This is a genomic window from Streptomyces sp. NPDC054872 (genome assembly GCF_053610705.1).
In genome coordinates this window covers 291841-315499 of the sequence record NZ_JBSGYY010000003.1, presented here as the reverse complement: position 1 = coordinate 315499, position 23659 = coordinate 291841, and the positions used below count along the sequence as shown (strand labels likewise).

Annotated in this window: 17 protein-coding genes and 2 pseudogenes; 13 read left to right on the top strand and 6 right to left on the bottom strand. The window is 69.0% G+C overall.

Annotated elements, in window-relative coordinates; all coding sequences use genetic code 11:
- Positions 1–10 precede the first annotated feature (10 nt).
- The 5 genes from ACWGIH_RS05465 to ACWGIH_RS05445 all read left to right on the top strand — a co-directional run bounded on the left by ACWGIH_RS05465 (position 11) and on the right by ACWGIH_RS05445 (position 7458).
- Positions 11–1825, top strand: coding sequence for a bifunctional sugar phosphate isomerase/epimerase/4-hydroxyphenylpyruvate dioxygenase family protein (locus ACWGIH_RS05465; protein ID WP_453452243.1), 1815 nt, complete (start codon positions 11–13; stop codon positions 1823–1825).
- 94 nt (positions 1826–1919) lie between these two features.
- Positions 1920–2588 carry a TetR/AcrR family transcriptional regulator gene (locus ACWGIH_RS05460; protein ID WP_453452242.1) on the top strand — a complete coding sequence of 223 codons (669 nt, stop codon included), beginning with the start codon at positions 1920–1922 and terminating at the stop codon, positions 2586–2588.
- 28 nt (positions 2589–2616) lie between these two features.
- A complete protein-coding gene (locus ACWGIH_RS05455; protein ID WP_453452241.1) occupies positions 2617–3573 on the top strand; it encodes an oxygenase MpaB family protein in 957 nt (318 codons plus the stop codon).
- Positions 3555–5792, top strand: a complete 2238-nt coding sequence (locus ACWGIH_RS05450) for a tetratricopeptide repeat protein (protein WP_453452240.1) — start codon at positions 3555–3557, stop codon at positions 5790–5792. The genes ACWGIH_RS05455 and ACWGIH_RS05450 overlap by 19 nt, the downstream gene beginning before the upstream one ends.
- 115 nt (positions 5793–5907) lie before the next feature.
- Complete coding sequence (locus ACWGIH_RS05445; RefSeq protein WP_453452239.1) at positions 5908–7458, top strand: phytoene desaturase family protein; 1551 nt, start codon at positions 5908–5910, stop codon at positions 7456–7458.
- Between the two features lie 24 nt (positions 7459–7482).
- Here the strand turns inward: ACWGIH_RS05445 and ACWGIH_RS05440 are convergent, their stop codons facing one another.
- Positions 7483–9291: a serine hydrolase gene (locus ACWGIH_RS05440; protein ID WP_453452238.1), complete on the bottom strand. Its 1809-nt coding sequence runs from the start codon at positions 9289–9291 to the stop codon at positions 7483–7485.
- Positions 9292–9466: 175 nt separating this feature from the next.
- Between ACWGIH_RS05440 and ACWGIH_RS05435 the strand changes: the two genes are divergently transcribed.
- Both ACWGIH_RS05435 and ACWGIH_RS05430 read left to right on the top strand, forming a co-directional pair.
- Entirely contained in the window at positions 9467–10570 is a 1104-nt protein-coding gene (locus ACWGIH_RS05435) for an NAD(P)H-dependent flavin oxidoreductase (RefSeq protein ID WP_453452237.1), read from the top strand.
- A 44-nt stretch (positions 10571–10614) separates the two neighbouring features.
- Entirely contained in the window at positions 10615–12171 is a 1557-nt protein-coding gene (locus ACWGIH_RS05430) for an acyl-CoA synthetase (protein WP_453452256.1), read from the top strand.
- A gap of 125 nt (positions 12172–12296) precedes the next feature.
- Here ACWGIH_RS05430 and ACWGIH_RS05425 read toward each other — a convergent pair whose 3' ends face one another.
- Positions 12297–14717, bottom strand: coding sequence for a penicillin acylase family protein (locus tag ACWGIH_RS05425; protein ID WP_453449592.1), 2421 nt, complete (start codon positions 14715–14717; stop codon positions 12297–12299).
- A 432-nt stretch (positions 14718–15149) separates the two neighbouring features.
- Between ACWGIH_RS05425 and ACWGIH_RS05420 the strand changes: the two genes are divergently transcribed.
- Positions 15150–15380, top strand: a complete 231-nt coding sequence (locus tag ACWGIH_RS05420) for a hypothetical protein (RefSeq protein WP_453449527.1) — start codon at positions 15150–15152, stop codon at positions 15378–15380.
- 193 nt (positions 15381–15573) lie between these two features.
- Here ACWGIH_RS05420 and ACWGIH_RS05415 read toward each other — a convergent pair whose 3' ends face one another.
- Positions 15574–16131, bottom strand: coding sequence for a hypothetical protein (locus ACWGIH_RS05415; RefSeq protein WP_453449529.1), 558 nt, complete (start codon positions 16129–16131; stop codon positions 15574–15576).
- Positions 16132–16821: 690 nt separating this feature from the next.
- Between ACWGIH_RS05415 and ACWGIH_RS05410 the strand changes: the two are divergent.
- Positions 16822–16944, top strand: a pseudogene (locus ACWGIH_RS05410) (transglycosylase family protein); the annotation flags it as partial.
- Positions 16945–17111: 167 nt separating this feature from the next.
- Here the strand turns inward: ACWGIH_RS05410 and ACWGIH_RS05405 are convergent.
- Both ACWGIH_RS05405 and ACWGIH_RS05400 read right to left on the bottom strand, forming a co-directional pair.
- On the bottom strand, positions 17112–17411 hold the full coding sequence (locus tag ACWGIH_RS05405; RefSeq protein ID WP_453449530.1) for a C40 family peptidase: 300 nt from the start codon (positions 17409–17411) through the stop codon (positions 17112–17114).
- Positions 17330–17716 (bottom strand): transglycosylase family protein, encoded by a 387-nt coding sequence (locus ACWGIH_RS05400; RefSeq protein WP_453510362.1) that lies wholly within the window; start codon positions 17714–17716, stop codon positions 17330–17332. The genes ACWGIH_RS05405 and ACWGIH_RS05400 overlap by 82 nt, the downstream gene beginning before the upstream one ends.
- 112 nt (positions 17717–17828) lie before the next feature.
- Here ACWGIH_RS05400 and ACWGIH_RS05395 point away from each other — a divergent pair, with 112 nt between their 5' ends.
- On the top strand, positions 17829–18098 hold the full coding sequence (locus ACWGIH_RS05395) for a hypothetical protein (RefSeq protein WP_453449532.1): 270 nt from the start codon (positions 17829–17831) through the stop codon (positions 18096–18098).
- Positions 18099–18227: 129 nt separating this feature from the next.
- On the top strand, positions 18228–19346 hold the full coding sequence (locus ACWGIH_RS05390) for a hypothetical protein (RefSeq protein ID WP_453449533.1): 1119 nt from the start codon (positions 18228–18230) through the stop codon (positions 19344–19346).
- Between the two features lie 252 nt (positions 19347–19598).
- On the opposite strand, the gene ACWGIH_RS05385 is transcribed toward ACWGIH_RS05390, so the two are convergent.
- On the bottom strand, positions 19599–20186 hold the full coding sequence (locus ACWGIH_RS05385; protein ID WP_453449534.1) for a hypothetical protein: 588 nt from the start codon (positions 20184–20186) through the stop codon (positions 19599–19601).
- A 501-nt stretch (positions 20187–20687) separates the two neighbouring features.
- On the opposite strand from ACWGIH_RS05385, the gene ACWGIH_RS05380 reads away from it, so the two are divergent.
- Together ACWGIH_RS05380 and ACWGIH_RS05375 are read left to right on the top strand one after the other, a co-directional pair.
- Positions 20688–22661: a recombinase family protein gene (locus ACWGIH_RS05380; protein WP_453510360.1), complete on the top strand. Its 1974-nt coding sequence runs from the start codon at positions 20688–20690 to the stop codon at positions 22659–22661.
- A pseudogene (locus ACWGIH_RS05375) lies at positions 22646–23647 on the top strand (AMP-binding protein); the annotation flags it as partial. The gene ACWGIH_RS05380 and the pseudogene ACWGIH_RS05375, both read left to right, overlap by 16 nt.
- Positions 23648–23659: the final 12 nt, after the last annotated feature.

The following is a 23659-nucleotide window of genomic DNA, read 5'->3' as shown; positions in this document are numbered from 1 at the left end:
GAGTCATCCCATGCGTAAATCGATCGCCACCGTCTCGCTCAGCGGCCCGCTTTCCGAGAAGCTCACCGCCATCGCCACCGCCGGGTTCGACGGCGTGGAGATCTTCGAGAACGACCTGCTCGGCGCCCCGCTCAGCCCCGAGGACGTACGGCTGCGCTGTGCGGACCTGGGCCTGGGCATCGACCTCTACCAGCCGTTCCGTGACTTCGAGGCCGTCCCCGCCGACGTGCTCGCCCGCAATCTGCGGCGCGCTGAACGCAAGTTCGACGTCATGGAGCGCCTCGGCGCCGACCTGCTCCTCGTCTGCTCCAGCGTCGCCCCCGAGTCCGTCGACGACGACGCGCTCGCCGCCGAGCAGCTGCGGCTTCTCGCCGACCGGGCGGCGGACCACGGCATCCGCATCGCCTACGAGGCCCTGGCCTGGGGCCGGCATGTCAGCACGTACGACCACGCCTGGCGGATCGTCGAGCGGGCGGATCACCCGGCTCTCGGCACCTGCCTCGACAGCTTCCACATCCTCTCCCGTGGTTCGGACCCCAAGGGCATCGCGGACATCCCCGGCGAGAAGATCTTCTTCCTGCAGCTCGCGGACGCGCCCCTGATGGCGATGGACGTCCTCCAGTGGAGCAGGCACTACCGCTGCTTCCCCGGACAGGGCGGCTTCGACATCGCCGCCCTGGTGACGGCCGCCGTGCGGGCCGGATACCAAGGGCCCCTGTCCCTGGAGGTGTTCAACGACGTGTTCCGGCAGGCGGGGGCGGCCTCCACCGCCGTCGACGCGCTGCGCTCCCTGCTTCTCCTTGAGGAGGAGGCGGGTCTGTCCACGCTCCCCGCCGCTGCCGCCCCCTCCGGCTTCGCCTTCGCCGAGCTGACCGCCGCCGACACCGAACCGCTGCGCGGAGTCCTTGAGGCACTCGGCTTCGCCCACACCGCACGGCACAACTGGAAACCGGTCGAACTGTGGGAACAGGGCCGGGCCCGGATCCTGCTCAACACCGGTGTCAGCGGTCGCCGTCAGGGCCCCGCGCTGACCGCTGTCGGCGTGGAGACCCCCGACCCGGGCCGGGCCGCACGGCGTGCCGAGGAGGTGCTCGCCCCCGTCGTGCCGAGGCGCAGGGCCCCGCAGGACGCACCGCTCGACGCGGTCGCCGCACCCGACGGCACGGAATTCTTCTTCTGCCGCACGGAGCAGACCGACCACCCGAGTTGGACCGCTGACTTCACCCCCGTCACCTCGCGCGCACTGCCGGGGGAGGGGGCAGGCGAACAAGCCGGGGCGGTCCGCCACATCGATCACATCGCCCTCACCCAGCCCTGGCACCAGTTCGACGAGGCGTCGCTGTTCCACCGGGGGGTGCTGGGCCTCCAGGCGGACGACAGCCTCGATCTGGCCGACCCCTACGGCCTCGTGCGCAGCCGGGCCGTCGCGTCCTGTGACGGCGGTGTCCGCATCGTCCTCAACGTCGCTCCGGCGCCGGACGCCGAGGGCGCCCGCCTCCAGCACATCGCCCTGGCCACCGACGACATCGTCCGCGCCGCCCGGCGCATCCGCGAGACCGGCATCAGCCTGCTCCCGATCCCCGCCAACTACTACGACGACCTCGACGCCCGCCACGAACTGGAGCCACGGCACCTGGCCACCCTCGCGGAGCTGGACATCCTCTACGACCGCGACGAGAACGGGGAGTTCCTCCACTGCTACACCGCCACGGTCGGGCGCGTCTTCTTCGAGCTGGTTCAGCGCACGGGCGGCTACCGCGGATACGGAGCGCAGAACGCGGCCGTGCGCCTCGCAGCCCAGCATCTCCACCAGCAGGGGCCGTGAGCTGCCTGCCGGGGTCCGGCCGGCGGTCACAAAAGCCCCGAAGAGGCCCGCGGTTAGACTGACCGGCGCCGATGAGTCCGCCCTGAGGAGCCGCATGGCCGCCGCCGTCCCCCCGTCGCCCCCGCCCGTCAAACGCACCCGGGACGCGGCCCGTACGCAGGGGGAGATCCTGGACGTGGCCACCGAGGAGTTCGCCCGTATGGGATACGCGGGGGCCAGGGTGGACGAGATCGCCGCCCGCATGCGGACCACGAAGCGGATGATCTACTACTACTTCGGCAGCAAGGACCAGCTGTTCACCGCGGTCCTCGAGCGGGCGTACAAGGTCATCCGGCACGAGGAGCAGCAGCTGGACGTCGGGCACCTGGACCCGGTGTCCGCCATCCGCCGCCTGGCCGAGCTCACCTTCGACCACCACGAGGCCCATCCGGACTTCATCCGGCTCGTCAGCATCGAGAACATCCACGAGGCCAAGCACATCGCCGCCTCGCCCAGTCTCGGCTCCCTCAGCTCCCCGGCGATCGACGTCATCGCCTCGATCCTCGAAGCCGGGCGCGAGCAGGGCCTTTTCACCGCCGAGGTGGACGCCGTCGACCTGCACGCGATGATCAGCTCGTTCTGCTTCTTCCGCGTCTCCAACCGGCACACCTTCCGCACGCTTTTCGGACGCGATCTCACCGAGGCCTCGCGCCGTGAGCATTACCGGACGATGCTGGGGGACATGGTCATCTCCTATCTGACCTCGGATCGACCGCGCTCATAAGGGATGTGACCCGCCAGGAGGTGGTGGTATGCGCGAGGCGGCATCCTCATCGGGACGCCCGGCCGCACCGGACCCGGGGCTCTTCGGCCCCTCGTCCGTGACCTGGCAGATGCACGGCGACCCGATGATGTGGGTCGCCGGGATCCGCGCCCTGTATCTGCAGGCGCTGCACCCCCGCGCGGTGCGCGGCGTGATGCAGAACTCCGATTTCCGCAGGGACGCGTGGGGCCGCCTCATGCGTACCGCCAACTTCGTGGGCACCATCTCGTACGGCACCACCGAGGTCGCGGAGCACGCCGGGGCGCGGGTGCGGAAGATCCACACGATGATAAAAGCCACCGATCCCGCCACGGGGGAGCGGTACGGCGTCGACGAGCCCGAGCTGCTGCTGTGGGTGCACTGCGCCGAGATCGACTCCTATCTGCACGTCGCGCGCCGGTCGGGGTTCCGCCTCACCGGCGAGCTCGCCGACCGGTACGTCGCCGAACAGCGGGAGAGCGCCCGGCTCGTCGGCCTCGACCCCGACGGCGTTCCGGCGTCGACCGCCGAGCTCGCCGCGTACTTCGAGCGGGTGCGGCCCGAACTGGCCGCCGGGCCCGAGGCGCGCGACGTCGACGACTTCCTGCAACGGCCGCCGACCCACCCCCTGTTGATCCCGGCTCGCGCCCTGCTGTGGCGGCGCGTGGCGAATCTCGCGTACGCCTCGCTGCCGCCGTATGCCCACCAGCTGTACGGCAGGACGGCCCCGTCGCCCGCCACCGTGACCCGGCGGCTCGTCACCACCGGCACCATCCTGCGCACCGTTCCCGCACGTCTACGCTGGCAACTTCCCCCGAAGCACATTCTGCGGGCCATGGCCAGGCTCGGGCCCGGCGCCCGGCCTGCCCCGTACAAACTCGACAGTCGGACAGCCATACTGGACGAGCCGGGGAGGGCGAGGCGAGGCAACGGGGGCGACGGACGGAGATGGCGGACACCAGGCTGATCCAGGGCCGATACCGGCTACTGGACCTGATCGGGCGCGGCGGCATGGGCGAGGTGTGGCGTGCCCGCGACGAGTCGCTCGGGCGCAGGGTCGCCGTGAAGTGCCTCAAGCCGATGGGGCCCCAGCACGACCAGTCCTTCACGCGGGTGCTGCGGGAGCGCTTCCGGCGCGAGGCGCGGGTCGCGGCGGCGCTTCAGCACCGCGGCGTCACCGTCGTCCACGACTTCGGGGAGCACGACGGTGTCCTGTATCTGGTCATGGAGCTGCTCGAAGGACGCAATCTGAGTCAGCTCCTGGAGGACAACAAACAGCATCCGCTGCCCGTCGCGGACGTCGTGGAGATCGCCGACCAGGTCTCCGCCGCACTCGCGTACACCCATGAGCAGGGCATCGTGCACCGCGACCTGAAGCCCGCGAACATCATGCGGCTCACGGACGGCACGGTGAAGATCTGCGACTTCGGGATCGCCAGGCTCGGCCACGACATCGGCTTCACCTCACGCCTGACCGGCACGGGCATCGCGATGGGCACGCCCCACTACATGTCGCCCGAGCAGATCAGCGGCGCCCAGGTCGACCAGCGCAGCGACCTCTACTCTTTCGGGTGCGTGCTCTACGAGATCGCCACCGGGGCGCCGCCGTTCGACCTGGAGGACGCCTGGGCGGTGCTCGTCGGCCACCGTGACACGCCGCCGGAGCCGCCCCGCAGGCACCGGGACGAGCTGCCCGAGTACTTCGAGAGGATCGTCCTCGACCTGCTCGCCAAGGAACCGGACGAGCGCCCCAGTGACGCACGCGAACTGGGGCGCCGCATCGTCACCGGCCGCACGGTCCCCTCGTACGTCCCGACCGTCGTCACCCCGCCCGTGCGCCGCCCGGAGCAGCCGCCGTCGCGCGAGCCCCGGCTGCCCTCGTGGACCCGCGGCATGACCACCGGGCACAAGGCGAACGGCGTTTCCGAGCTGCGGACGACGCCGCCCGACGCGGCGGCGGGCCTGACCGGAGAGTGGATCCCGCGCGCCGACACCCGCCGGACCGCCGCCCCGCGCATGCCCGAACGGCCCACGCCGTCACCCGAGGTGGTCGCCGCCCTCGTCAGCCGGCACAACGCGGGCCTGAGCCTCGGGCGTCTCGGCCGCTGGGCGGAGGCGGGCGAGGTGCACCGCGCGGTGGCCGCCGAGCGGGAGCACGCCCTTGGCCCCGACCACCCGGACACGCTCGCCAGCCGGTACGAGGTGGGCTTCACGCTCAGCCGAACCGGCCGGCCCGCCGACGCCTTGCGGGAGTACGGCCGCGTGGCCCAGGGCCGGGAGCGCACGCTGGGCCCCGAGCACCCCGACACATTGGCCGCGCGGCAGGAAATGGCGTACGTCATGGGGCAGTTGGGGCGGCACTTCGAAGCCCATCAGGTGTACACGTCGGTCCTCGCCGTCCGGGAACGGACCGCGGGCGCCGATCATCCCGACACCCTGCGCTGCCGGCACAACCTGGCGTACAACCTCAGCAGGCTCGGCCGTCTCGAGGACTCCTACAAGCTCGCCCGCGACGTGGCGACGGCCCGGGCGCGCGTCCTCGGGGTCACGCACCCCGACACCCTCGTCACGCGTTACGAAGTGGCGTACGCGCTGGGCCAGTTGGGACGCTGGCCCGAGGCTCTCCAGACGTACCGCGAGGTCGCCGACGCGCGCGTGAGGGCGCTCGGCGCCGACCATCCCGACACTCTCGCCGCACGCTACGAGGTGGGCATCAGCCTCGGCAGGCTCGGCCGCAGCGGCGAAGCCCTCGAGCTGTACCGCGACCTGATCGACGACCGCACCCGGGTGAACGGCCCCTCCGACCCCGAGACCCTGCGCGCCCGGCACGGCCTCGGTGTCAACCTCGGCCGTCAGGGCCGCTGGGAGGAAGCCCTTGCCGAGGCCCGCGACGTCTGCGCGATCCGCGAACGTGTCCTCGGCGGCGACCACCCGGACACCCTGGTGAGCCGCCGCGAGGTGGCCGTGGGCCTCGGCTGGCTCGGCCGCTGGGCCGACGCCCTGACCGAGTACCGCAGGGTCGCCGCCGCCCGCGAGCAGGTCCTCGGCGCCGACCACCCCGACGCCCTGGCCAGCCGCAACGACGAGGCGCACTGCCTGGAGCAGCTGGGCCGTGGGACGGAAGCGGTGGAGCTGTACCGCCGGGTGGCGGCGTTGCGCCAGCGGCGGGCTACCGGAGGGCATTGACTCGCGGGGCGCCTTTCGCTGCGCGACTTGGGTGGATGGTCGACTGTCGGCATGTTGTGGCTGGTCGCGCCGTTCCTCGCGCCAATTTGGGGCGCCCCACGTGTTACCAAGAGCTATGCCTCCTCGCGATCGATACGACGCCGTCATCGTCGGCGGCGGTCACAACGGACTCGTGGCCGCCGCCTACCTCGCCCGCGCCGGACGCTCCGTCCTGCTCCTGGAGCGGCTCTCCGGGACCGGAGGGGCCGCCGTGTCCAGCCGCCCCTTCGCGGGTGTCGACGCCCGGCTTTCGCGCTACTCGTACCTGGTCAGCCTGCTGCCGCGGAAGATCGTCAGGGACCTGGACCTGGACTTCCGGGTGCGCACCCGGACCGTCTCCTCGTACACCCCGACCGTGCGCGACGGCGCGGCGACGGGACTGCTTGTGGGCGGTGGCGAGGCGCGCACCCGGGACGCGTTCGAGCGGCTCACGGGCGGGCCGCGCGAGTACGAGGCCTGGCGGGAGTTCTACGCGATGACGGGGCAGGTCGCCGAGCAGGTGTTTCCCACGCTCACCGAGCCCCTGCCCACGCGCGGCGCGCTGCGCGAGCGGATCGGTGACGAGGCCGCCTGGCGCGCGCTGTTCGAGGAGCCGATCGGCGCCGCCATCGAGGAGCGCTTCGCCGACGACCTGGTGCGCGGGGTGGTGCTCACCGACGCCCTCATCGGAACGTTCGCCGACGCCCACGACCCGTCCCTGCGGCAGAACCGCTGCTTCCTCTACCACGTCATCGGCGGCGGCACCGGCGACTGGAACGTGCCCGTCGGCGGCATGGGCGCCCTCACCGGAGCCCTCGCCGCCTCGGCCCGCGCGGCGGGCGCCGAGCTCGCCACCGGCCACGAGGCCATCCGCATCGAGTCGGACGGACTCAGCGCGGAGGTCACGTACCGCACCCCCGAGCGCGAGGCCACCGTCGCCGCCCGACACGTCCTGGTCAACGCCTCGCCGCAGGAGCTCGCCGCCCTCGTCGGCGACGCTCCGCCCGCCCCGGCCGAAGGTGCCCAGCTCAAGGTCAACATGCTGCTCGAACGGCTGCCGAGGCTGCGTGACACATCGGTGGACCCGCACGAGGCCTTCGCCGGAACCTTCCACATCGGCGAGGGATACGGGGAGTTGGCGACGGCGTACGCCCAGGCCGAAGCCGGTGAACTGCCCGCCGCGCCGCCCTCCGAGATCTACTGCCACTCCCTGACCGATCCCAGCATCCTCGCCCCCGAACTCGTGGAGCGCGGCTGCCAGACCCTCACCCTCTTCGGCCTGCACACGCCCGCCCGTCTCTTCGCCCGGGACAACGACGCCGTACGCGCCGAGCTCCTGAAGTCGACCCTGGCGCAGCTGGACGCGCACCTGGCCGAGCCGCTCGCCGACTGCCTGGCCACCGACGCCGAAGGCCGTCCCTGCATCGAGGCCAAGACGCCGCTGGACCTGGAACGCGACCTGCGCCTGCCCGGCGGCAACATCTTCCACCGCGACCTCGCCTTCCCGTACGCCCAGGAGGACACCGGCCGCTGGGGCGTGGAGACACGGCACGCGAACGTCCTGCTGTGCGGGGCGGGCGCCGTGCGCGGCGGCGGCGTCAGCGGCATTCCTGGGCACAACGCCGCGATGGCCGCACTGGGGGAGTGACGCCCGGCCGGGCGTGGACGGACGTCAGTCGGCGGAAGGAGCCCACCCCACGGCCTCGACACGGGCCGCGTCGGCGGGCCGCGCCTCGTCGAAGACCGTGCGGGCACCGTCCTCGACCCGCAGCCCGTCGGCGTACGCACCGCGCCCCACGTAGAGCTGGTCCGTCGTGTACCGCCAGCGCAGCTGGACCCGTTCGCCCCGCCACGGCGAGAGGTCCGCGGCGAGGCGGTGCCAGACGCGCCCCGACCAGCCGGACGCCGTGCCGTCGGGGTGCTGCCGAGGGGGCGTCCCCCGGTGCTCGGTGGTGAACGGGACCGGCTGCCATGTCGTGCCGTCGTCGCGCGAGGCCTCCAGACGCAGGGCGTCCGAACCCGGCTCGGTGTCCCACCACAGCTCGCACCGCAGTCTCGCCCGGTCCGTGGCGAGGGTGAGGGGCGGCAGGGTCAGCGTGGCCGTCGCCGCGTTCGCCATGCCGGAGAACCAGGCGGTGCGCCCGCGGGCGGGACGCACCGGGACGGCGCGTGCCATGCGGTTCGCCGCGGCCACCCTGGGGGCGGACCCGGAGCGCCAACTGCGCACGGGGTGGACCGAGTTGCCGAGGACGACGAGGAAGGAGTCGGTCGTCGGGTCGAGGACGAGGGAGGTGCCGGTGAATCCGGTGTGGCCCGCGGTGCGCGGCGTGGCCATCGCGCCCATGTACCAGTGCTGGTAGAGCTCGAAGCCCAGGCCGTGCTCGTCCCCGGGGAAGGCCGTGTTGAAGTCGGTGAACATCAGCTTCACGGATTCGGCGGAGAGGATGCGGGAGCGGCCGTACACCCCGCCGTTGAGCAGCGTGCGGCCGAGGATCGCGAGGTCCCAGGCGCAGGAGAAGACCCCCGCGTGCCCCGCGACTCCGCCGAGGCCGAAGGCGTTCTCGTCGTGCACCTCGCCCCACACCATGCCGCGGTCGAGGCCCGACCAGGGCAGGCGGGCGTCCTCGGTGGCGGCGGTCTTCGGCCGCCAGGACGCGGGCGGGTTGTAGCGCGTGCGGTGCATCCCGAGGGGAGCGGTGATCTCGTCGTGGAGCAGGGTGTCCAGGCGCCGTCCCGTGATCTCTTCGAGGACCAGCTGGAGCGAGATCAGGTTCAGGTCCGAGTAGAGGTACTTGGTGCCCGGCGGGTTGAGCGGCGCCTCCTGCCAGATGAGGCGCAACTGGCCCTCGCGCGTGGGTTCCTTGAAGAGGGGGATCCAGGAACGGAACCCCGAGGTGTGGGTGAGGAGCTGGCGGACGGTGATGTCCTGCTTGCCGGCGCTCCCGAAGTCAGGGAGGTACGAGGCGACCTCGGCCTCGAGTTCCAGCTTGCCGCGCTCGATCTGCTGCACCGCGAGCAGCGAGGTGAACAGCTTGGAGACGGAGGCGAGGTCGAAGACCGTGTCCTTGGCCATGGGGATCTGCCGGTCGGCCGGCAGCTCGACGCCGGTGTCGGTCTTCTCGTCGTACGCCGCGTAGCGCACCGCCTTGCCGATGGGCTGGTGCAGGGCGACGGTGCCGCCGCGGCCCGCGAGCAGGACGGCGCCCGCGTACCACGGGTGCTTGGGGGAGGGGCCGAGGAACTGCTCGGCTTCGGCGACCAGTTGCCGCAGGTGTCCGGCGAGCAGTCCGGCGCGCTCGGGGCTGCCGGGCCGCAGCGTCGGACGCTTGGCCGCGGCCGCGGAACCCGCCGCCGCGGCAGGGCCCGCGGGGAACGGCACCAGCGCCAGCGCCCCGCCCAGTGCGACGACTCGCCCGCCCAGTTGGCGTCTGCTCAGCCCGGCGCCCGCTCTGTCGGACGCCGCCCCGTTGTCCTCGGCCATGACCGTGCCCCCTCCTGGAACTCTCCGGAACTGAAATTATCTTTCGGGATCACAAGAGACTGCTGAAACTTTCATGTCAGCGCCGGGCCCTGTCAACCACAGGTGCTCGCCAAAGATCTGACACAGCATCAGAAAATCTCTTCCGTCGTCCGGGCGGCTGCGGCATCCTGCGCCCATGCAGACAGAGCTGAGCAGGAAACTGGGGATCGAGCACGCCATCTTCGGCTTCACGCCTTTCCCGGCGGTGGCCGCCGCCATCAGCAGGGCGGGCGGATTCGGTGTGCTCGGGGCGGTCCGCTACACGGCGCCCGACGAGCTGGCCCGGGATCTCGACTGGATGCAGGAGCATGTCGGCGACCGGCCCTACGGACTCGACGTAGTGATGCCCGCGAAGAAGGTCGAGGGGGTGAGCGAGGCCGATGTCGAGGCGATGATCCCCGAAGGGCACCGGCAGTTCGTCAAGGACACCCTCGGCAAGCACGGCGTGCCCGAGCTGGCCGAAGGAGAGGCCTCCGGCTGGCGCATCACCGGGTGGATGGAGCAGGTCGCCCGCAATCAGCTCGACGTCGCCTTCGACTACCCGATCAAACTCCTCGCCAACGCGCTCGGCTCACCGCCCGCCGACGTCATCCAGCGCGCCCACGACCATGACGTACTCGTCGCCGCGCTCGCGGGCAGCGCCCGGCACGCCCGCAAGCACGCCGACGCGGGCATCGACGTCGTCGTCGCGCAGGGCTACGAGGCGGGCGGCCACACGGGCGAGATCGCCTCCATGGTTCTGACGCCGGAAGCCGTCGAGGCCGTCGCCCCGCTGCCGGTGCTCGCGGCGGGCGGCATCGGCAGCGGGGAGCAGATCGCGGCCGCTTTCGCGCTCGGCGCGCAGGGCGTGTGGCTCGGCTCCCTCTGGCTCACCACGACGGAGGCCGACATGCACTCGCGGGCGCTCACCGAGAAACTCCTGGCGGCGGGCTCGGGCGACACGGTCCGCTCACGCGCCCTGACGGGCAAGCCCGCGCGGCAGCTGCGCACCGAATGGACCGACGCCTGGGACGACCCGGACGGACCCGGCACGCTGCCCATGCCGCTGCAGGGGCTCCTGGTCGCCGAGGCGGTGTCGCGCATCCAGAAGTACGAGGTCCAGGCGCTGCTCGGCACACCCGTCGGGCAGATCGTCGGCCGCATGAACAGCGAACGCGGCGTTCAGGCCGTGTTCGACGACCTGACCAGCGGTTTCGAGCGTGCCATCGACCGCGTGAACCGCGTCGCCGGACGCGACTGACGACTGACGACTGACGAGACGGAGGAGAGGTCCTTATGAGCAGCATGCCGGGCAGCACGCCCCCCAACGGCTTCTGGGCGCAGGCCGATGCGGACCCGGACCGCACGGTCCTGACGGCGCCCGACGGCGAGGAGTGGACCGCACGGCGCCTGCACGCGGCGACCAACCGACTCGTCCACGGGCTGCGCGCCGCGGGCCTGGAGCGCGGCGACGCCTTCGCCGTCGTGCTGCCCAACGGCGTCGAGTTCCTCACCGCGTATCTCGCGGCATCGCAGGCCGGCTTTTACCTGGTCCCGGTCAACCACCACCTGGTCGGGCCCGAGATCGCCTGGATCGTCGCCGACTCCGGCGCGAAGGTGCTGATCGCGCACGAGCGGTTCGCGCGGGCGGCGACCGACGCCGCCGACGAGGCGAAGCTCCCGGCCACGCACCGGTACGCCGTGGGTGACGTGCCCGGCTTCCGCCCCTACCCCGAACTCCTCGCGGGTCAGGCGGAGTCCGCGCCCGAGGACCGCACGCTCGGCTGGGTCATGAACTACACATCGGGCACGACGGGACGCCCGCGCGGCATCCGGCGCCCGCTGTCCGGCAAACTCCCCGAGGAGTCCTACCTCGGCGGCTTCCTCGGCATCTTCGGCGTCAAGCCCTTCGACGGCAACGTGCACCTCGTCTGCTCGCCGCTCTACCACACCGCGGTCCTCCAGTTCGCGGGCGCGGCCCTGCACATCGGCCACCCCCTGGTCCTGATGGACAAGTGGACGCCCGAGGAGATGCTGCGTCTCATCGACACCCGCAAGTGCACGCACACCCACATGGTGCCGACCCAGTTCCACCGCCTCCTCGCGCTGCCGGACGAGACGAAGGCGGCGTACGACGTGTCGTCGATGCGCCACGCCATCCACGGCGCCGCGCCCTGCCCCGACCACGTCAAACGGGCGATGATCGAGTGGTGGGGCGAGTGCGTCGAGGAGTACTACGCGGCCAGCGAGGGCGGCGGCGCCTTCGCCACCGCGCAAGACTGGCTGAAGCGCCCGGGCACCGTCGGCAAGGCCTGGCCCATCAGCGAACTCGCCGTCTTCGACGACGACGGGAACCCGCTGCCGCCCGGTGAACTCGGCACCGTCTATATGAAGATGAGCACCGGCGGATTCTCGTACCACAAGGACGAGTCCAAGACGAAGAAGAACCGCATCGGCGACTTCTTCACGGTCGGCGACCTCGGCTACCTGGACGAGGACGGCTACCTCTACCTCCGCGACCGCAAGATCGACATGATCATCTCGGGCGGGGTCAACATCTACCCCGCCGAGATCGAGTCCGCGCTGCTCACGCACCCGGCCGTCGCGGACGCGGCCGCCTTCGGCATCCCGCACGACGAGTGGGGCGAGCAGGTCAAGGCGGTGGTGGAGGTGGCCGAGGGCCACGAGGCGGGCGACGCGCTCGCCACCGAGATCCTCGACCACTGCGAGCGCCAACTGGCGGGCTACAAACGCCCGAAGAGCGTCGACTTCATCGAAACCATGCCACGCGACCCGAACGGCAAGCTCTACAAACGGAGGCTGCGGGAGCCGTACTGGGAGGGGCGGGAACGCGCCCTGTAGGCGGGGCCCGTCAAAAGCGCCGGGAACCGCGCGTTCAGCCCTCCGGCCGAAACCGCAGCGCAAAGCCGTGACCCCGCGTCGAACTCGACGCGGGGTCACGGCTTCCGTGCACGCGGCTCGCGGCCTCAGCGGCGTTCGCGGGCCTTGACCACCTTCAACTTCGGGTCCCCCATGATGTCCTTCTCGCAGAACCGCGAGGTGACCCAGCGCTCATCGGCGTACAACCGCGTCTGGTCGCGGTAGTGCGGTGAGTTCGGGTTGGACGACTGCGAGTAGGTGAGCAGCGTGCGTGCCTTCGGGCAGTGGCTCTTGTCCCAGCCGACCGCCTGGATGTGGCTCGAACCGTGCGCGACCTCGGTGTAGCCGCCGCCCTTCGCGTCCCACACCGGCTCGACCTTGTTCCACACGCCGATCGACTCCGTGCCGCCATGGATCGGCAGCCGCTCCCCACCGCGTACGACGAACTGGTTCCTGCCCAGCGGCGCGTCGAGCGCGATGCCCGCCCCGCGCAGTTCCGTCACCGCGTCGGCGAGCGCGGTCGCGAAGCCCGGCGCCGCCGTGTTCAGGGTGTTCGGCGTACGCACCGGGTCGGCGGCGGAGAACGGCACCTTCCACAGCTGCGGGTTCGGCACGGCGGCGACCAGCTTGCGCCAGAACCGGTCGAAGAGCAGGGCGCCCCTGCTGTCCGTGTCCATGTCGTGGTCCCACGCCTTGAGCGCGGCGCAGGCCTTGCGCACGTCAACGGGCTTGCCGTCGCTGCCTGTTGCCTTGCCGTCCGGTAGCGCGGCGCACGCACGCGCCGCGTCTTCGGCTGCCAGGTCGCCCGCGGGCGCCCGGTTCGCGAACTGCTGCTTCTGGAGGTCCTTGACCGTCAGGCCGCCCTTCTTCGCCATCGCGGCGACATCCTCGATGGCGCCGCGCGTGCGCATGGAGCGCTGCGTGCCGATCGTCCCGAAGACCCGCTCGTAGCCGGTGATCGGCCGGTCGGCGTTGCTCAGCCAGGCGCTGTCGTTGGAGTTCTCCGCGTACGGCGCGTCCTTGAGGGTGGGCATCTTCGACGGGCCGAAGATCCCGGGCTGGACGGCGTCCTTGTCCGAGCCGATGGCGCAGTCGCCGCGCGAACCGTCGAGCACGGCCACGCCCGATGCCGGGTACGTGACCTTGCCCAGGTCGGTGGAGCAGCGCTGGGCCAGGTCGTCGGTGATGCGGGGCAGGACCTGGGACTGACTGAGCAGTGAGTGGCCCTTGCGGTCCGCGGCGACGGTGTTGACCCAGGGCAGGCCCTGCGTGTCGCGCAGCGCCTTCAGCACCCCGTCGGTGGAGCGGGCCTTGCCGAAGCCGAGGTCGGTGTCCGTGCCGCGCAGGTTCGTGGCGTTGGGGTCGTTCAGGGCGTACGCCGTGCCGGCCGACCAGGGCAGTGGAAGCTGTGTGCCGAGGCCGGTGGTGACCGGGCCGTACCGGGTCCACCACTGGGTGCGGGTCACGGGAGCGCCGTTCTTGACCGGCACCTCGACCGTCCGCTTCGTCATCTTCTCCGGCTTGCCGTCCACCAGATAGGTGGTCGGGTCGGCGGGATCGAGCGTGAGCTGATGCAGGTTGAGGGTCACGCCGGTCGCCACCGTGTGGCTCCACGCCACGTCGCCGTTGAAGCCGATGTTGATGACGCTCGTGCCGAGCAGCGAACCGCCCGAGACGTTCAGCTCGCCGGGGATGGTCTGCTGCGACTGCCAGAAACGCCGGCCGCCCTGCCAGGGGTAGTGCGGATTGCCGAGCAGCAGGCCCTTGCCGTTCGCGGTGGTCTTCCCGCTGAACGCCACGGCGTTGGAGCCCATGACGGCGTCCTCGGCCGAGAAGAGATCGCGTGCGGCCTTCGCCGTGCGCCCGGGGTCGGCCTCGCGGTCCGGCGCGCCGGCACCGGGCGGCCGCGCGGCGGTGATGCCGTCGATGCCGCGTCCCTGACCGCCGAGGACCTGCACGGCGAAGCCCTGCCTCGCCACGTCGAGGGCGGTGATCGGGCGCAGCCACTTGGCGCCCTTGCAGGCGGGGTCGGTGACGCGATTCTGCTTCAGCCAGGCGTTGTAGCCCGCCGCGAAGCCGCTCATCAGCTTCTTCGACGTGGCGCTCGGGCCCGCCGGGGCGGGCTGCGCGAGGAGCTTCTCCACGGTGCGGGTGTCCCGCACACCGCCGAAGTACAGGTCGCTGGCGAGGTTCGTGGTCGCCGAGGACAGCGAGCCGTCCGGCGTGCCGTCGGCGCCGAAGTGACGTGACCGCTCCCCGCGTACGGTCACATACCCCTCGGCGAGGGTGCACACCTGATCGGCGGCCTGCGCCCAGCCGGTGCCGAACCCGAGGTTCTCGTAGTCCTTGGCGAGGATGTGCGGGATGCCGTACTGGGTGTAGCGGAGGGTGGCGGACAGACCGCCGCCGGACGGGCGGGCGTCGCGGCCCTCCGCCGCGCCGGCGGTGGCGGCGGACGACGGCAGGAAGGCCGCGGCGGTCAACAGGCTGATGCCCAGGGCCGTGAGGCGTCTGGTGCGGGTACGCATACGCATGGTGCCTCCCAACAGAGGTGAGGGAAGGGGCGGTTGAGCGTACCAAGCGGTATGTCACTTGATCGAGTAGCGCGACCGGTCGGGTTCGCACCCCGTACGGATCGGGTTCGCGGTCCGTACGGATCGGGTTCGCAGCCCGGATCGGGTTCGCCCGGCCGGCTCGCGATCTCATCGACTGGTCGCTGGCCATACCGCCGATCAGCGCACGGCCTCGGGCCGAGGAGAAGCCAGAGGGGCTCGCGCCCGCCACGATGGAGCGGGTGCCGTGCGAGGGACGTGACGGCAAGAAGCCGCTGTCACTGGATGCCCGTCACCGCACGGTGACCACGCGCAATGAGACGGGCTTGCTGGTGCCGTGGCGGCGGCGGATCGGGTGACAAGCCGCATTCCAATCCGCCCGGCAACGGTGAGGCGCTTGCCTGCCTCATGGATGTCGGCGACAGCGCGCGCAGCCATTACGCCGCTCTGCGGGCGGCGCTTTTCCCAGATCTCCGGAAGCCCAGTGGCGTGACGATGACCAGCGCCCTGCGCACACTGCCCGACTGGTGCGCGATGGCGAGCGACAGCGGTTATGGCGAACTTGTCTATGAGATCAAGAAGACCTTCGCAAGCGGGCGCGCACTGCGCGGATCATCCTTGGGTACGACTCACCGATGAAGATGCTGGCCGATGTGCTCTGTGGCGACTGCGGCCGGGCGCTGATCGTTGCTGACGATGCGTCGAAAGATGTTCGGTGCATCGGGACATCTCAGGCCGAGCCGTGCGGTACGAAGTACTTCAGGGGGACTGAATCAAGCTGTTGGAAGGTGAGGGTGCGTGAGCGAGGCCGGTGTGATGAGGCAGTCCGGTGTCAGAAGCTCTCCCGATAGGGGAACTCGGCAGCCAGAAAGCGCCTGTAATCCTCGATCGCTGCTTCGATCCGGCGGTGTGACTCCTGAGCGTTCCACAGGACTTGCATGATCTCCTCTTGACGGGTTCCGGCAGCCCAGTCGTTGAGATTGCTTCGGGCCTGTGTCACGACAAGAGCACGATTCTCCCTGGCTGCTGAGATGTCGGTGACGATCTCGGGAGCGTGGATCATGAGTTGCGGGTCAACGGCAGAGACACAGATGTCCAGGGTGAAGAGGGCATCTTCGAGTCTGCCCATTTCGTCGGCGAGCGGTGACTCATGCCACGAGCCGAGCCGGACCTGCGGTCCGATCTCGGCCATCTCCTTGAGCATGTCGACGAACTGACTGCTTCGGGTGCGCAGCCGAACGAGGCTTTCGTACAGCGCGTGCGAAGCTTGCAGAGCCTTCTCCGGCGAGGTCTTCTTCCGGAGTCGTTCTCGCACTGCGTCGCCGAGGATTGGTTCCATGAACCTGACTAACCAGGAGAGCCCCGCTGCTTCAGCGCCACCAAGTGTCATGTCCGGCAAAGTAGCGCCGGATGAACACCTTCGGAAGGGCGCGTTCGGCGGAACGACGGCGCGATGAAGCTCGCCGACACCGAAGCCGCTCGCCTGTGCTGGCGTTGCTCGCGGCGGTGGCTGTTCAAGCTGGCCGATGAGGGGCGTCTGGTCCGCTACGGGGCGGCCGCGCGCCGTCTGTGGGAGACCTGGACGCCATGGAGCCGCGCGAGCCCTGCAAACCGCTGCCGGAGCCCCCGATCATTCGCGAATTGAAAGGAGAGGATTGACCGATAGATCCGTCGTGCACTATCGAGGCGTACCAGGCGTACCAGGCGTACCAGGCGTACCAGGCGTACCAGGCGTACCAGGCGTACCAGGCGTACCAGGCTTACCCAGGCTTACCCAGGCGAGCGCCTGACTGACAATCAGGTCCGCCAAGTGCGGGCCCTTTTGCTGCGCCCGCTCATCCACAGCGGCTGCGCCACACACTCACCGTGCGGTTGAGAGCGCGGATTCAGCGGCCCCTCTCTGCGGGCCGCTTCCTCATGCCCGCACCTAGGTGGGTGGCCTGGGCGGGGTAGGCCCAATCCCATCGGAGACCAACTCATATGGGGCACAACCGCAACACGCACAGGAAGCCGAAGGCGCTCAAGGCGAAGCGCGCGATCAGCGCGACCGCCGTCAAGGGCATCGTCGGCACAGGTCTCACCGTCACCGGGGGCAGGCACGGCAGATGCCGCCTCCGTGAACACGTGGGACGCCGTTGCTAAGTGCGAGTCCGGCAACCGCTGGAACATCAACACCGGCAACGGGTACTACGGCGGCTTGCAGTGCTGCTCGGCACCCTTGGTCTTGGGCACCGCTCTCGGCTTGCTGGGTACGCCCTGGTTCTTCTGGGGGTGCACCCTGCTGCTTCGGCACCGTAGGAGCGGCCTTGTGCGCAGGACCCCCGATGTCGAGCCAGCGGGGCGTATGACAGCGGTGAACTGCTGCGCGTATCAACCGTTGCGCCAAGGTGCGAGCTGTACCGACTTACCAGGACGGGAGGCCTCTACGATCTTGCCGCCCCCGATGTAGATGGCCACATGTCCGCCACCCTTGTAGATCACCAGGTCACCAGGCCGGACCTGCGATGGTGACACCCGCCTGAGTCCGGCCAGTTGAGCCTGTGACGTACGCGGGATGGAGATCCCTGCCGCACGCCATGCTGCCTGTGTCAGGCCCGAGCAGGCGTACGCATTGGGTCCGATGGCGCCGAAGATGTAGGGCTTTCCCCGCTGCGCCAGGGCGAACGCCACGGCCTTGGCCGCGGTACCCGATACCGGCGCCTGCGGTGCAGCCTTGGGCTTGGCCTGAGGCGCTCCTTCTGCACCTTGGGGGCTGCCTTGTAGGCCTTGACGCCGCCCCGGGCGAGGCCGGCCCGAGCACTGCATACAGGCCATGCTCCAGGCCCCTGAGCGCTGAGCACCTTCTCGGCTATCTGGATCTGCTGGGCCTTGGTGGCGAGATCGGCGCGGCTGGCGTAGCTGCCACCGCCGTACGCCCGCCAGGTCGACGCACTGCGGCCCCCCACGCTCACCGCCACCGCGTCTGGCTCCAACATCATTTGGTGTTTCTGCGCGGGCGCCCTGGTGGAAGAGCCGGCCGGGGCGGGCCCGCCCAGTGCATTCTTCAGCACGGCCGTTCGTCGTGCCTCGACCTGGTGAGGTGACGTCATGGCTGCACTCGAACCGAACCGCTACCCCCTAATGTGGATGAACGGCGAGAGTGACCGCGTCGCCCTGTACGCCCTGCGCGACATAACCGCTGGCGACACGATCGATGTCATCCAGCAGTTCACCGTGGTGAAGCGGGCGACCATCATGGGCACCACCGTCGCCGCGGCGGCTGGCGCCTCGGTCTCGAACACCACGGTGACGGTCCCGGCCGGCGCGAACAGGGACGGCGCGTACCTGCTGGTCTACGGCGTGGCCGGTGTCGCGTGAGTCTCTACATCGCGTACAACACGACGATTGACGCGACCACGGGCGTGATGTCAGGCACGAGCTACACCGCGAACGCCCAATGCGCCATTCAGCTCGCTGACGACGGGCGTGTACGACTCCAACGGCGTCGTGCCGATCGAGTCTACGTTGGTGACGGGGGCGTTCACGCCGGGCAGTGGCTGCGAGTTCAACAGCGCTGCGTCCTGGATCGGTCTGATCAAACCGGCGGTACCGCTGGTCGTGGGCCGTACGGTCGCGACGATGCCGGACTCGGTCGACATCTCTGGGGTCGATCCGCAGATCCTGCAACTGGCAGGCAGTCAGGTCACGTTCACGTCGGGCTTTCTCGGCTCGACCAGCGGCACCCCGTACCTGACGTTGCACTTCTACCGGGCAATCCAGCTGATCAGCGGCCAGACGATCCAGGCCACACCCGTCGGGACGGTGACATGGTTCAAGTCGGTGGGGACGTACGACATCCCTGAGGGCACGATGAGGATCAAGGGCGAGGTCAGCGTCACGGACAGGGCTGTCAGTGGTCCCGTGTACTTCGACCGGTGCGGCATCATGCTCGGTCCGTCGGAGGTGTGGCGCAACGGAACGGGCCGCAGTACCCACGCCGTGTGGCAAACTCCCGTGATCCCGTACGCGGACGATGACGGCTCGGGGTACGTGGACTGGCAGTCTTTGCCGGGCATCGACGCCTCCCCGCCTGTTTACGATCCGCTGTCTGGCATCGCCACGTACACGGACCAGACCGTGAGCCCGCTGGTCAACCGGCGCTATCGGGCACAGACGATCAGCTACGGCCTGGCCGGGCACCGGTTCGTCAGCGGCTTCGGTCCGCCGTCGGACGAGGTCTCTCTCACCGCGGTGAACTGGTGGCTCAAGGACATCACCGACCCGACGCGCAATCTGGCGCTCAGGGTCCAGGCCGAGTCTCTCCAGGTCGGTACGACCGGTACGAGCGTCATGTATCAGCCGCTCGGGGAGGACCGCCCGGTCGTGGTCTCGGAGGGCTACAAGGACGATGCCATCAAACTCACGCTGATCCTGAAGCGTGAGGAGTATGCGCCGCTGCGGCAAATGCTGCGCAGCGGCCGCACCTTGTTCCTTCAGACGAATGTGGATCATGCGTGGTGGGTCCGGCCTGTCGGTGATCTTCAGTCCGAAGTCCAGGTGTCAGGGCAGCGGTTCGTCCCGATCAGGTTCGTGACGCTGACCTTCGTGGAGGTGGCCAGCCCCTGAGGACGATGGATGCCCTTATGCCACGACGTCGATGTGCTTCGCGCAGCCGCGGAGTAGGGCGGCGAGCAGAGCGCTGGCCTCCGCCCACTCAGGGCCAGATCTGTCGGGTTTCGCGATAACGCCCCGAAGGGACCTGCGTAGGGCCTCGTACGAGGCAACAGGCAACACCCGGGTCCCCAAAATCCGGTATCATGTATTCAGGCGTGTGTCCAGCGCCAGCTCAAGTCGGTGCATCTTTTCGTAGCATTCTCGTCACTTGTCTGGTATTTTCTCACTGTCTTCGTTTAGTACAGCCAAGTTATGTAGTGCCGCCATGTGTTGAGTGAGACTGTATACCTGGCTAGAAATTTCGGTGCAGAGCTTCCTTGTTCGCGTGGTCGATTTATTGACGGCGACACATGATGCGAGTGCGAGCGTTAGCGTGACGGTGAGTCGTTGGCCTGTTTGGAGATCCTTCAGGGCTCCGAGTGCTAGCACGTTGAACCCGGCGGCAAAGCTAAAGAGTGCGATGCAGTGAAACCAGACTTCGGTGGAGATGTGAAAGGCGAGCCGTTCAGGCTCCCAGCCGGTACTACGCGGTGAAGCGAGTCGCACTCCGGAGGCGGTCATCAGTCCGATTCCGGCGGCGATCAGATTTCCGGAAGTCAGGGCGAGTGCTGACACCATCACAATGGCTAATGTCAGCATTAGGCGCCCCGGGAAGCGGAGGCTCTGTGGGGCAAGGAGGTTCTCAAGTGAGTGATGGCTGTCCTCGCCCCTGAACTTATATCCGGCGAAAAGCACGTTTAGGGCCGCCAGTGCCAAACTCAGAAGCCCTGACAGGCTGTCAAGTCTGTCCACGTGCACCTCCATTCCTGTGTGTCGCTCATCTCGGCGGCCTCCGCTAAAGCCGCGCCATCTGTTTGAGTAGATTCAGAGTTTTCGAGTGAGGGGGCCGATGACTCAGCGCGCATCGGCCCGCCTGCTTTCCGAGATCCGCCGGTCCCACACGGCCTACTCCTACATCGACGTGATCTCTCCGGCGCAGGAGCGCAGGCGCCTTCCTGCTATCGGAGGGGACGACTCCTGCGACCGCACGGCGTCGATCCGGCGGACGTGCAGGGCCACCTGCGTAGATCCTCTGGGCGACCTGGTCCCGAGTGACGCGACGTCTCTGCTGACCCAGTACGGGACCGAACTGAGGGCGTACCGGGGTGTTGATCGAGATCATAAGGGCGACCGGCGATGATGACACTACTGCTCCCTATCATCGCCTGTTGGACATTCTGTTTTCTCCCCGCGCGGATAGTGCCGGGTCCTAGAATCTGCCCTGCGTCATTCTCGATGGGGGAGGACTGATTCATGAGCGAGATGCTCGCCGGGGCCGTCAACACAGATGCCCGCGCCGGACAGTTGCGTGCCGTCGCCTATCTGCGTGTCTCTACGGAGGCGCAGAAAAAAGGGTACGGCATCGACTACACCCACAGGAGGGTAAAGGCGCACTGCGTCAAGAAGGGATGGCATCTCGTTGACACCTTCTCCGACGAGGGATTCAGCGGAAGCCTGGAGTGGCATCAGCGTCCGGACTTGAAGACCCTCATGGAGCAAGTCCGGACAACGCCCCGCCCTTTCGATGTCGTGTGCGTGTACGAAGAGCGGGCTATCGGGCGAGCAGGCCGCGCGTTCTGGCCCTGGGTCTGGGAACTTGAAGGCCTCGGGGTCTTCACCGCCATCGTGCGAGGCGACTACGACAACACCTCAGATGAGGGCCGCTCGCGCATGCGCAAGGCTGCGGACCGTGCCGAGGATGAGCGAATCACGATCCGTGATCGCCTTCAGGGCGGAATCCAGGAGGCGGCAGAACAGCGCGGGGGCGAGGGCGGTTACGTCGGCGGACAACCCCCGTTCGGCTGGTACATCAAGAACCAGGGCAAGAAGGGCGAAGGTGTTTACGCTCTTGACGACCAGCCCAGCGGTTCGTGGCACACACTCGCCCGGGGGCGTGAACTGGTCGTCGAATACAAAGGCGATATCGAGCGTGCGGCCGTGGCGTTGAATGCATGTGGAATGCTGACGCGCAACGGCAGACTGTGGACGCGTGAGAACCTTCAAGCCCGACTGCTCTCGGACGCGGTGCTCAGCTCCGAGGTCACCTTTCGCGATACACGCAAGGTGATCAACCGGGTAAAGACCGATGCTGATGGAAACCCCCTGTATGGGGAAACTGTCGTCATCAGGATTCCCCCGGCATTCTCGGAGCGGGAAATCAAAGAACTGCTGGACGCGGTCAAGGTGAAGTCGTACGGGCCACGCCGCGGGGATCGCACTTACCCCTTCAGTGGTCGCATCCTCTCGGTCTGCGGCAGCTACTACACCGGATGCGCCCCGGGGAAACGCCAGCGTCAGTACCGGTGCATGGGCAAGCGGCCGAGGTACGCGGGCGCCGCGGTATGCGCGTGCGGGCAGATGCCCGCACGCGAGCTTGAGGAATTCATCTGGGGCAAGCTCGCCCAGATCCTCAAGGACCCAGATGAGCTGCGCTTGCGCGCTGAGGAATGGTCCGGGTTGAACGCACAGGCCAACGTCGACTTCGAAGAGCGGCTGATGCTGCTCGACCGGGAGATTGCGCAGAAAGACCGGGCGATTGGCGCGGTCATGGCCGCGGCGGCGCAGGATTCGGACAATCCGGAAGAGGTCATCCGCATTGCCACCAAGGCGCTGATGGACCAGCGCGTTCAACTGGCCGTGCAGCGGGAGCAGGTTGCCGCGTGGCACGGCGAAAGCGTGGCGGCGCGAGGGCGAGCGGTTGAGCTTCAGCGCCTGGCGGACATCGCGTCCAAGCGGCTCAAGGTGATGGACCTCGATGACATGGCCGAGATCGTCGGCATGATGAACATCGAACTGAGGCTGCTCGAACCGGTCCCCGACGTGGCCCGCTCTTGCCCCGTGACCGACTGGTTCCGTCAGACCGGGCTGGATGTCCCCGTCCTGACGGATGAGGGCTGGGTGCGGGTCGAGCCGGCCATCAAAGCGCGCCACCGGCCGGACCGTCGGCTGCCTCAGCGGCTCATCCTCCAAGGGTTGCTGCACAAGGCGCGCACGGAAACGTCCTGGCACAAGCTCACGGAGTACGGACGCGGCCAGGGCCTGCGCGCGGCGTGGGGCCGGTGGCTGACGTCGGGCGCCTGGGCTGACGTCATCGCCCTGTTGGACGGGGAGGGGGCGCAGCGTCCGCCCTCCCGCCTGCCCCGCGTGCGCATGAAGGTCAAAATCATCGACGGTCTCATCCTCAGCACAGAAGGGGACTCGATCACATGCGACCCAAGGGCGCGATGATGACGCACCGCGCCCTGGTGCACGAGTACGTCAGCGCGATCACCGCGCTGGACCTCAAGGAGACCGACAAGCCTGTCCACGCCCTGCCGCTCTACCACTCGGCGCAGATGCACGTCTTCCTGCTGCCCTATCTGGCCGTCGGCGCCGAGAACACGATCATCGACGCGCCCGACGCCGAGCGGATCTTCGAACTCGTCGAGGCGGGCCGCGCCGACAGTCTTTTCGCGCCGCCCACCGTATGGATCGGCCTCTCGCAGCACCCCGGCTTCGCCACCCGTGACCTCGGCGGCCTGCGCAAGGCCTACTACGGGGCGTCGATCATGCCCGTTCCGGTCCTGGAGCGACTGCGCGAACGGCTGCCGTCACTCGCCTTCTACAACTGCTTCGGACAGAGCGAGATCGGCCCGCTCGCCACGGTCCTCGGGCCTGACGAGCACGAGGGGCGGATGGACTCCTGCGGGCGCCCCGTGCTCTTCGTGGAGGCGCGGGTCGTGGACGAGCGAGGTCTTGAGGTGCCCGACGGCACACAGGGTGAAGTCGTCTACCACTCACCGCAGTTGTGCGAGGGCTACTGGGACAAACCGGAGGAGACCAAGGAGGCGTTCCGTGACGGATGGTTCCACTCCGGGGACCTGGCGGTGCGGGACCAGGACGGCTACTTCACCGTCGTCGACCGGGTGAAGGACGTCATCAACTCCGGCGGTGTCCTCGTGGCGTCGCGCCAGGTCGAGGACGCGCTCTACACCCACGAAGGCGTCGCCGAGGCGGCCGTGATCGGGCTGCCGGACGAGCGCTGGATCGAGGCGGTCACCGCGGTCGTCGTACGCAAGGGAGAGGTCACCGAGGCGGAACTCGTCGAGCACGCGCGCGAGAAGCTCGCCCACTTCAAGGCGCCCAAACGGGTCCTCTTCGTGGACGAGCTGCCGCGCAACGCGAGCGGGAAGATCCTCAAGCGGGAGCTGCGGGACCGCTTCAGCGCCTCGTAACTGGCGCGGGCC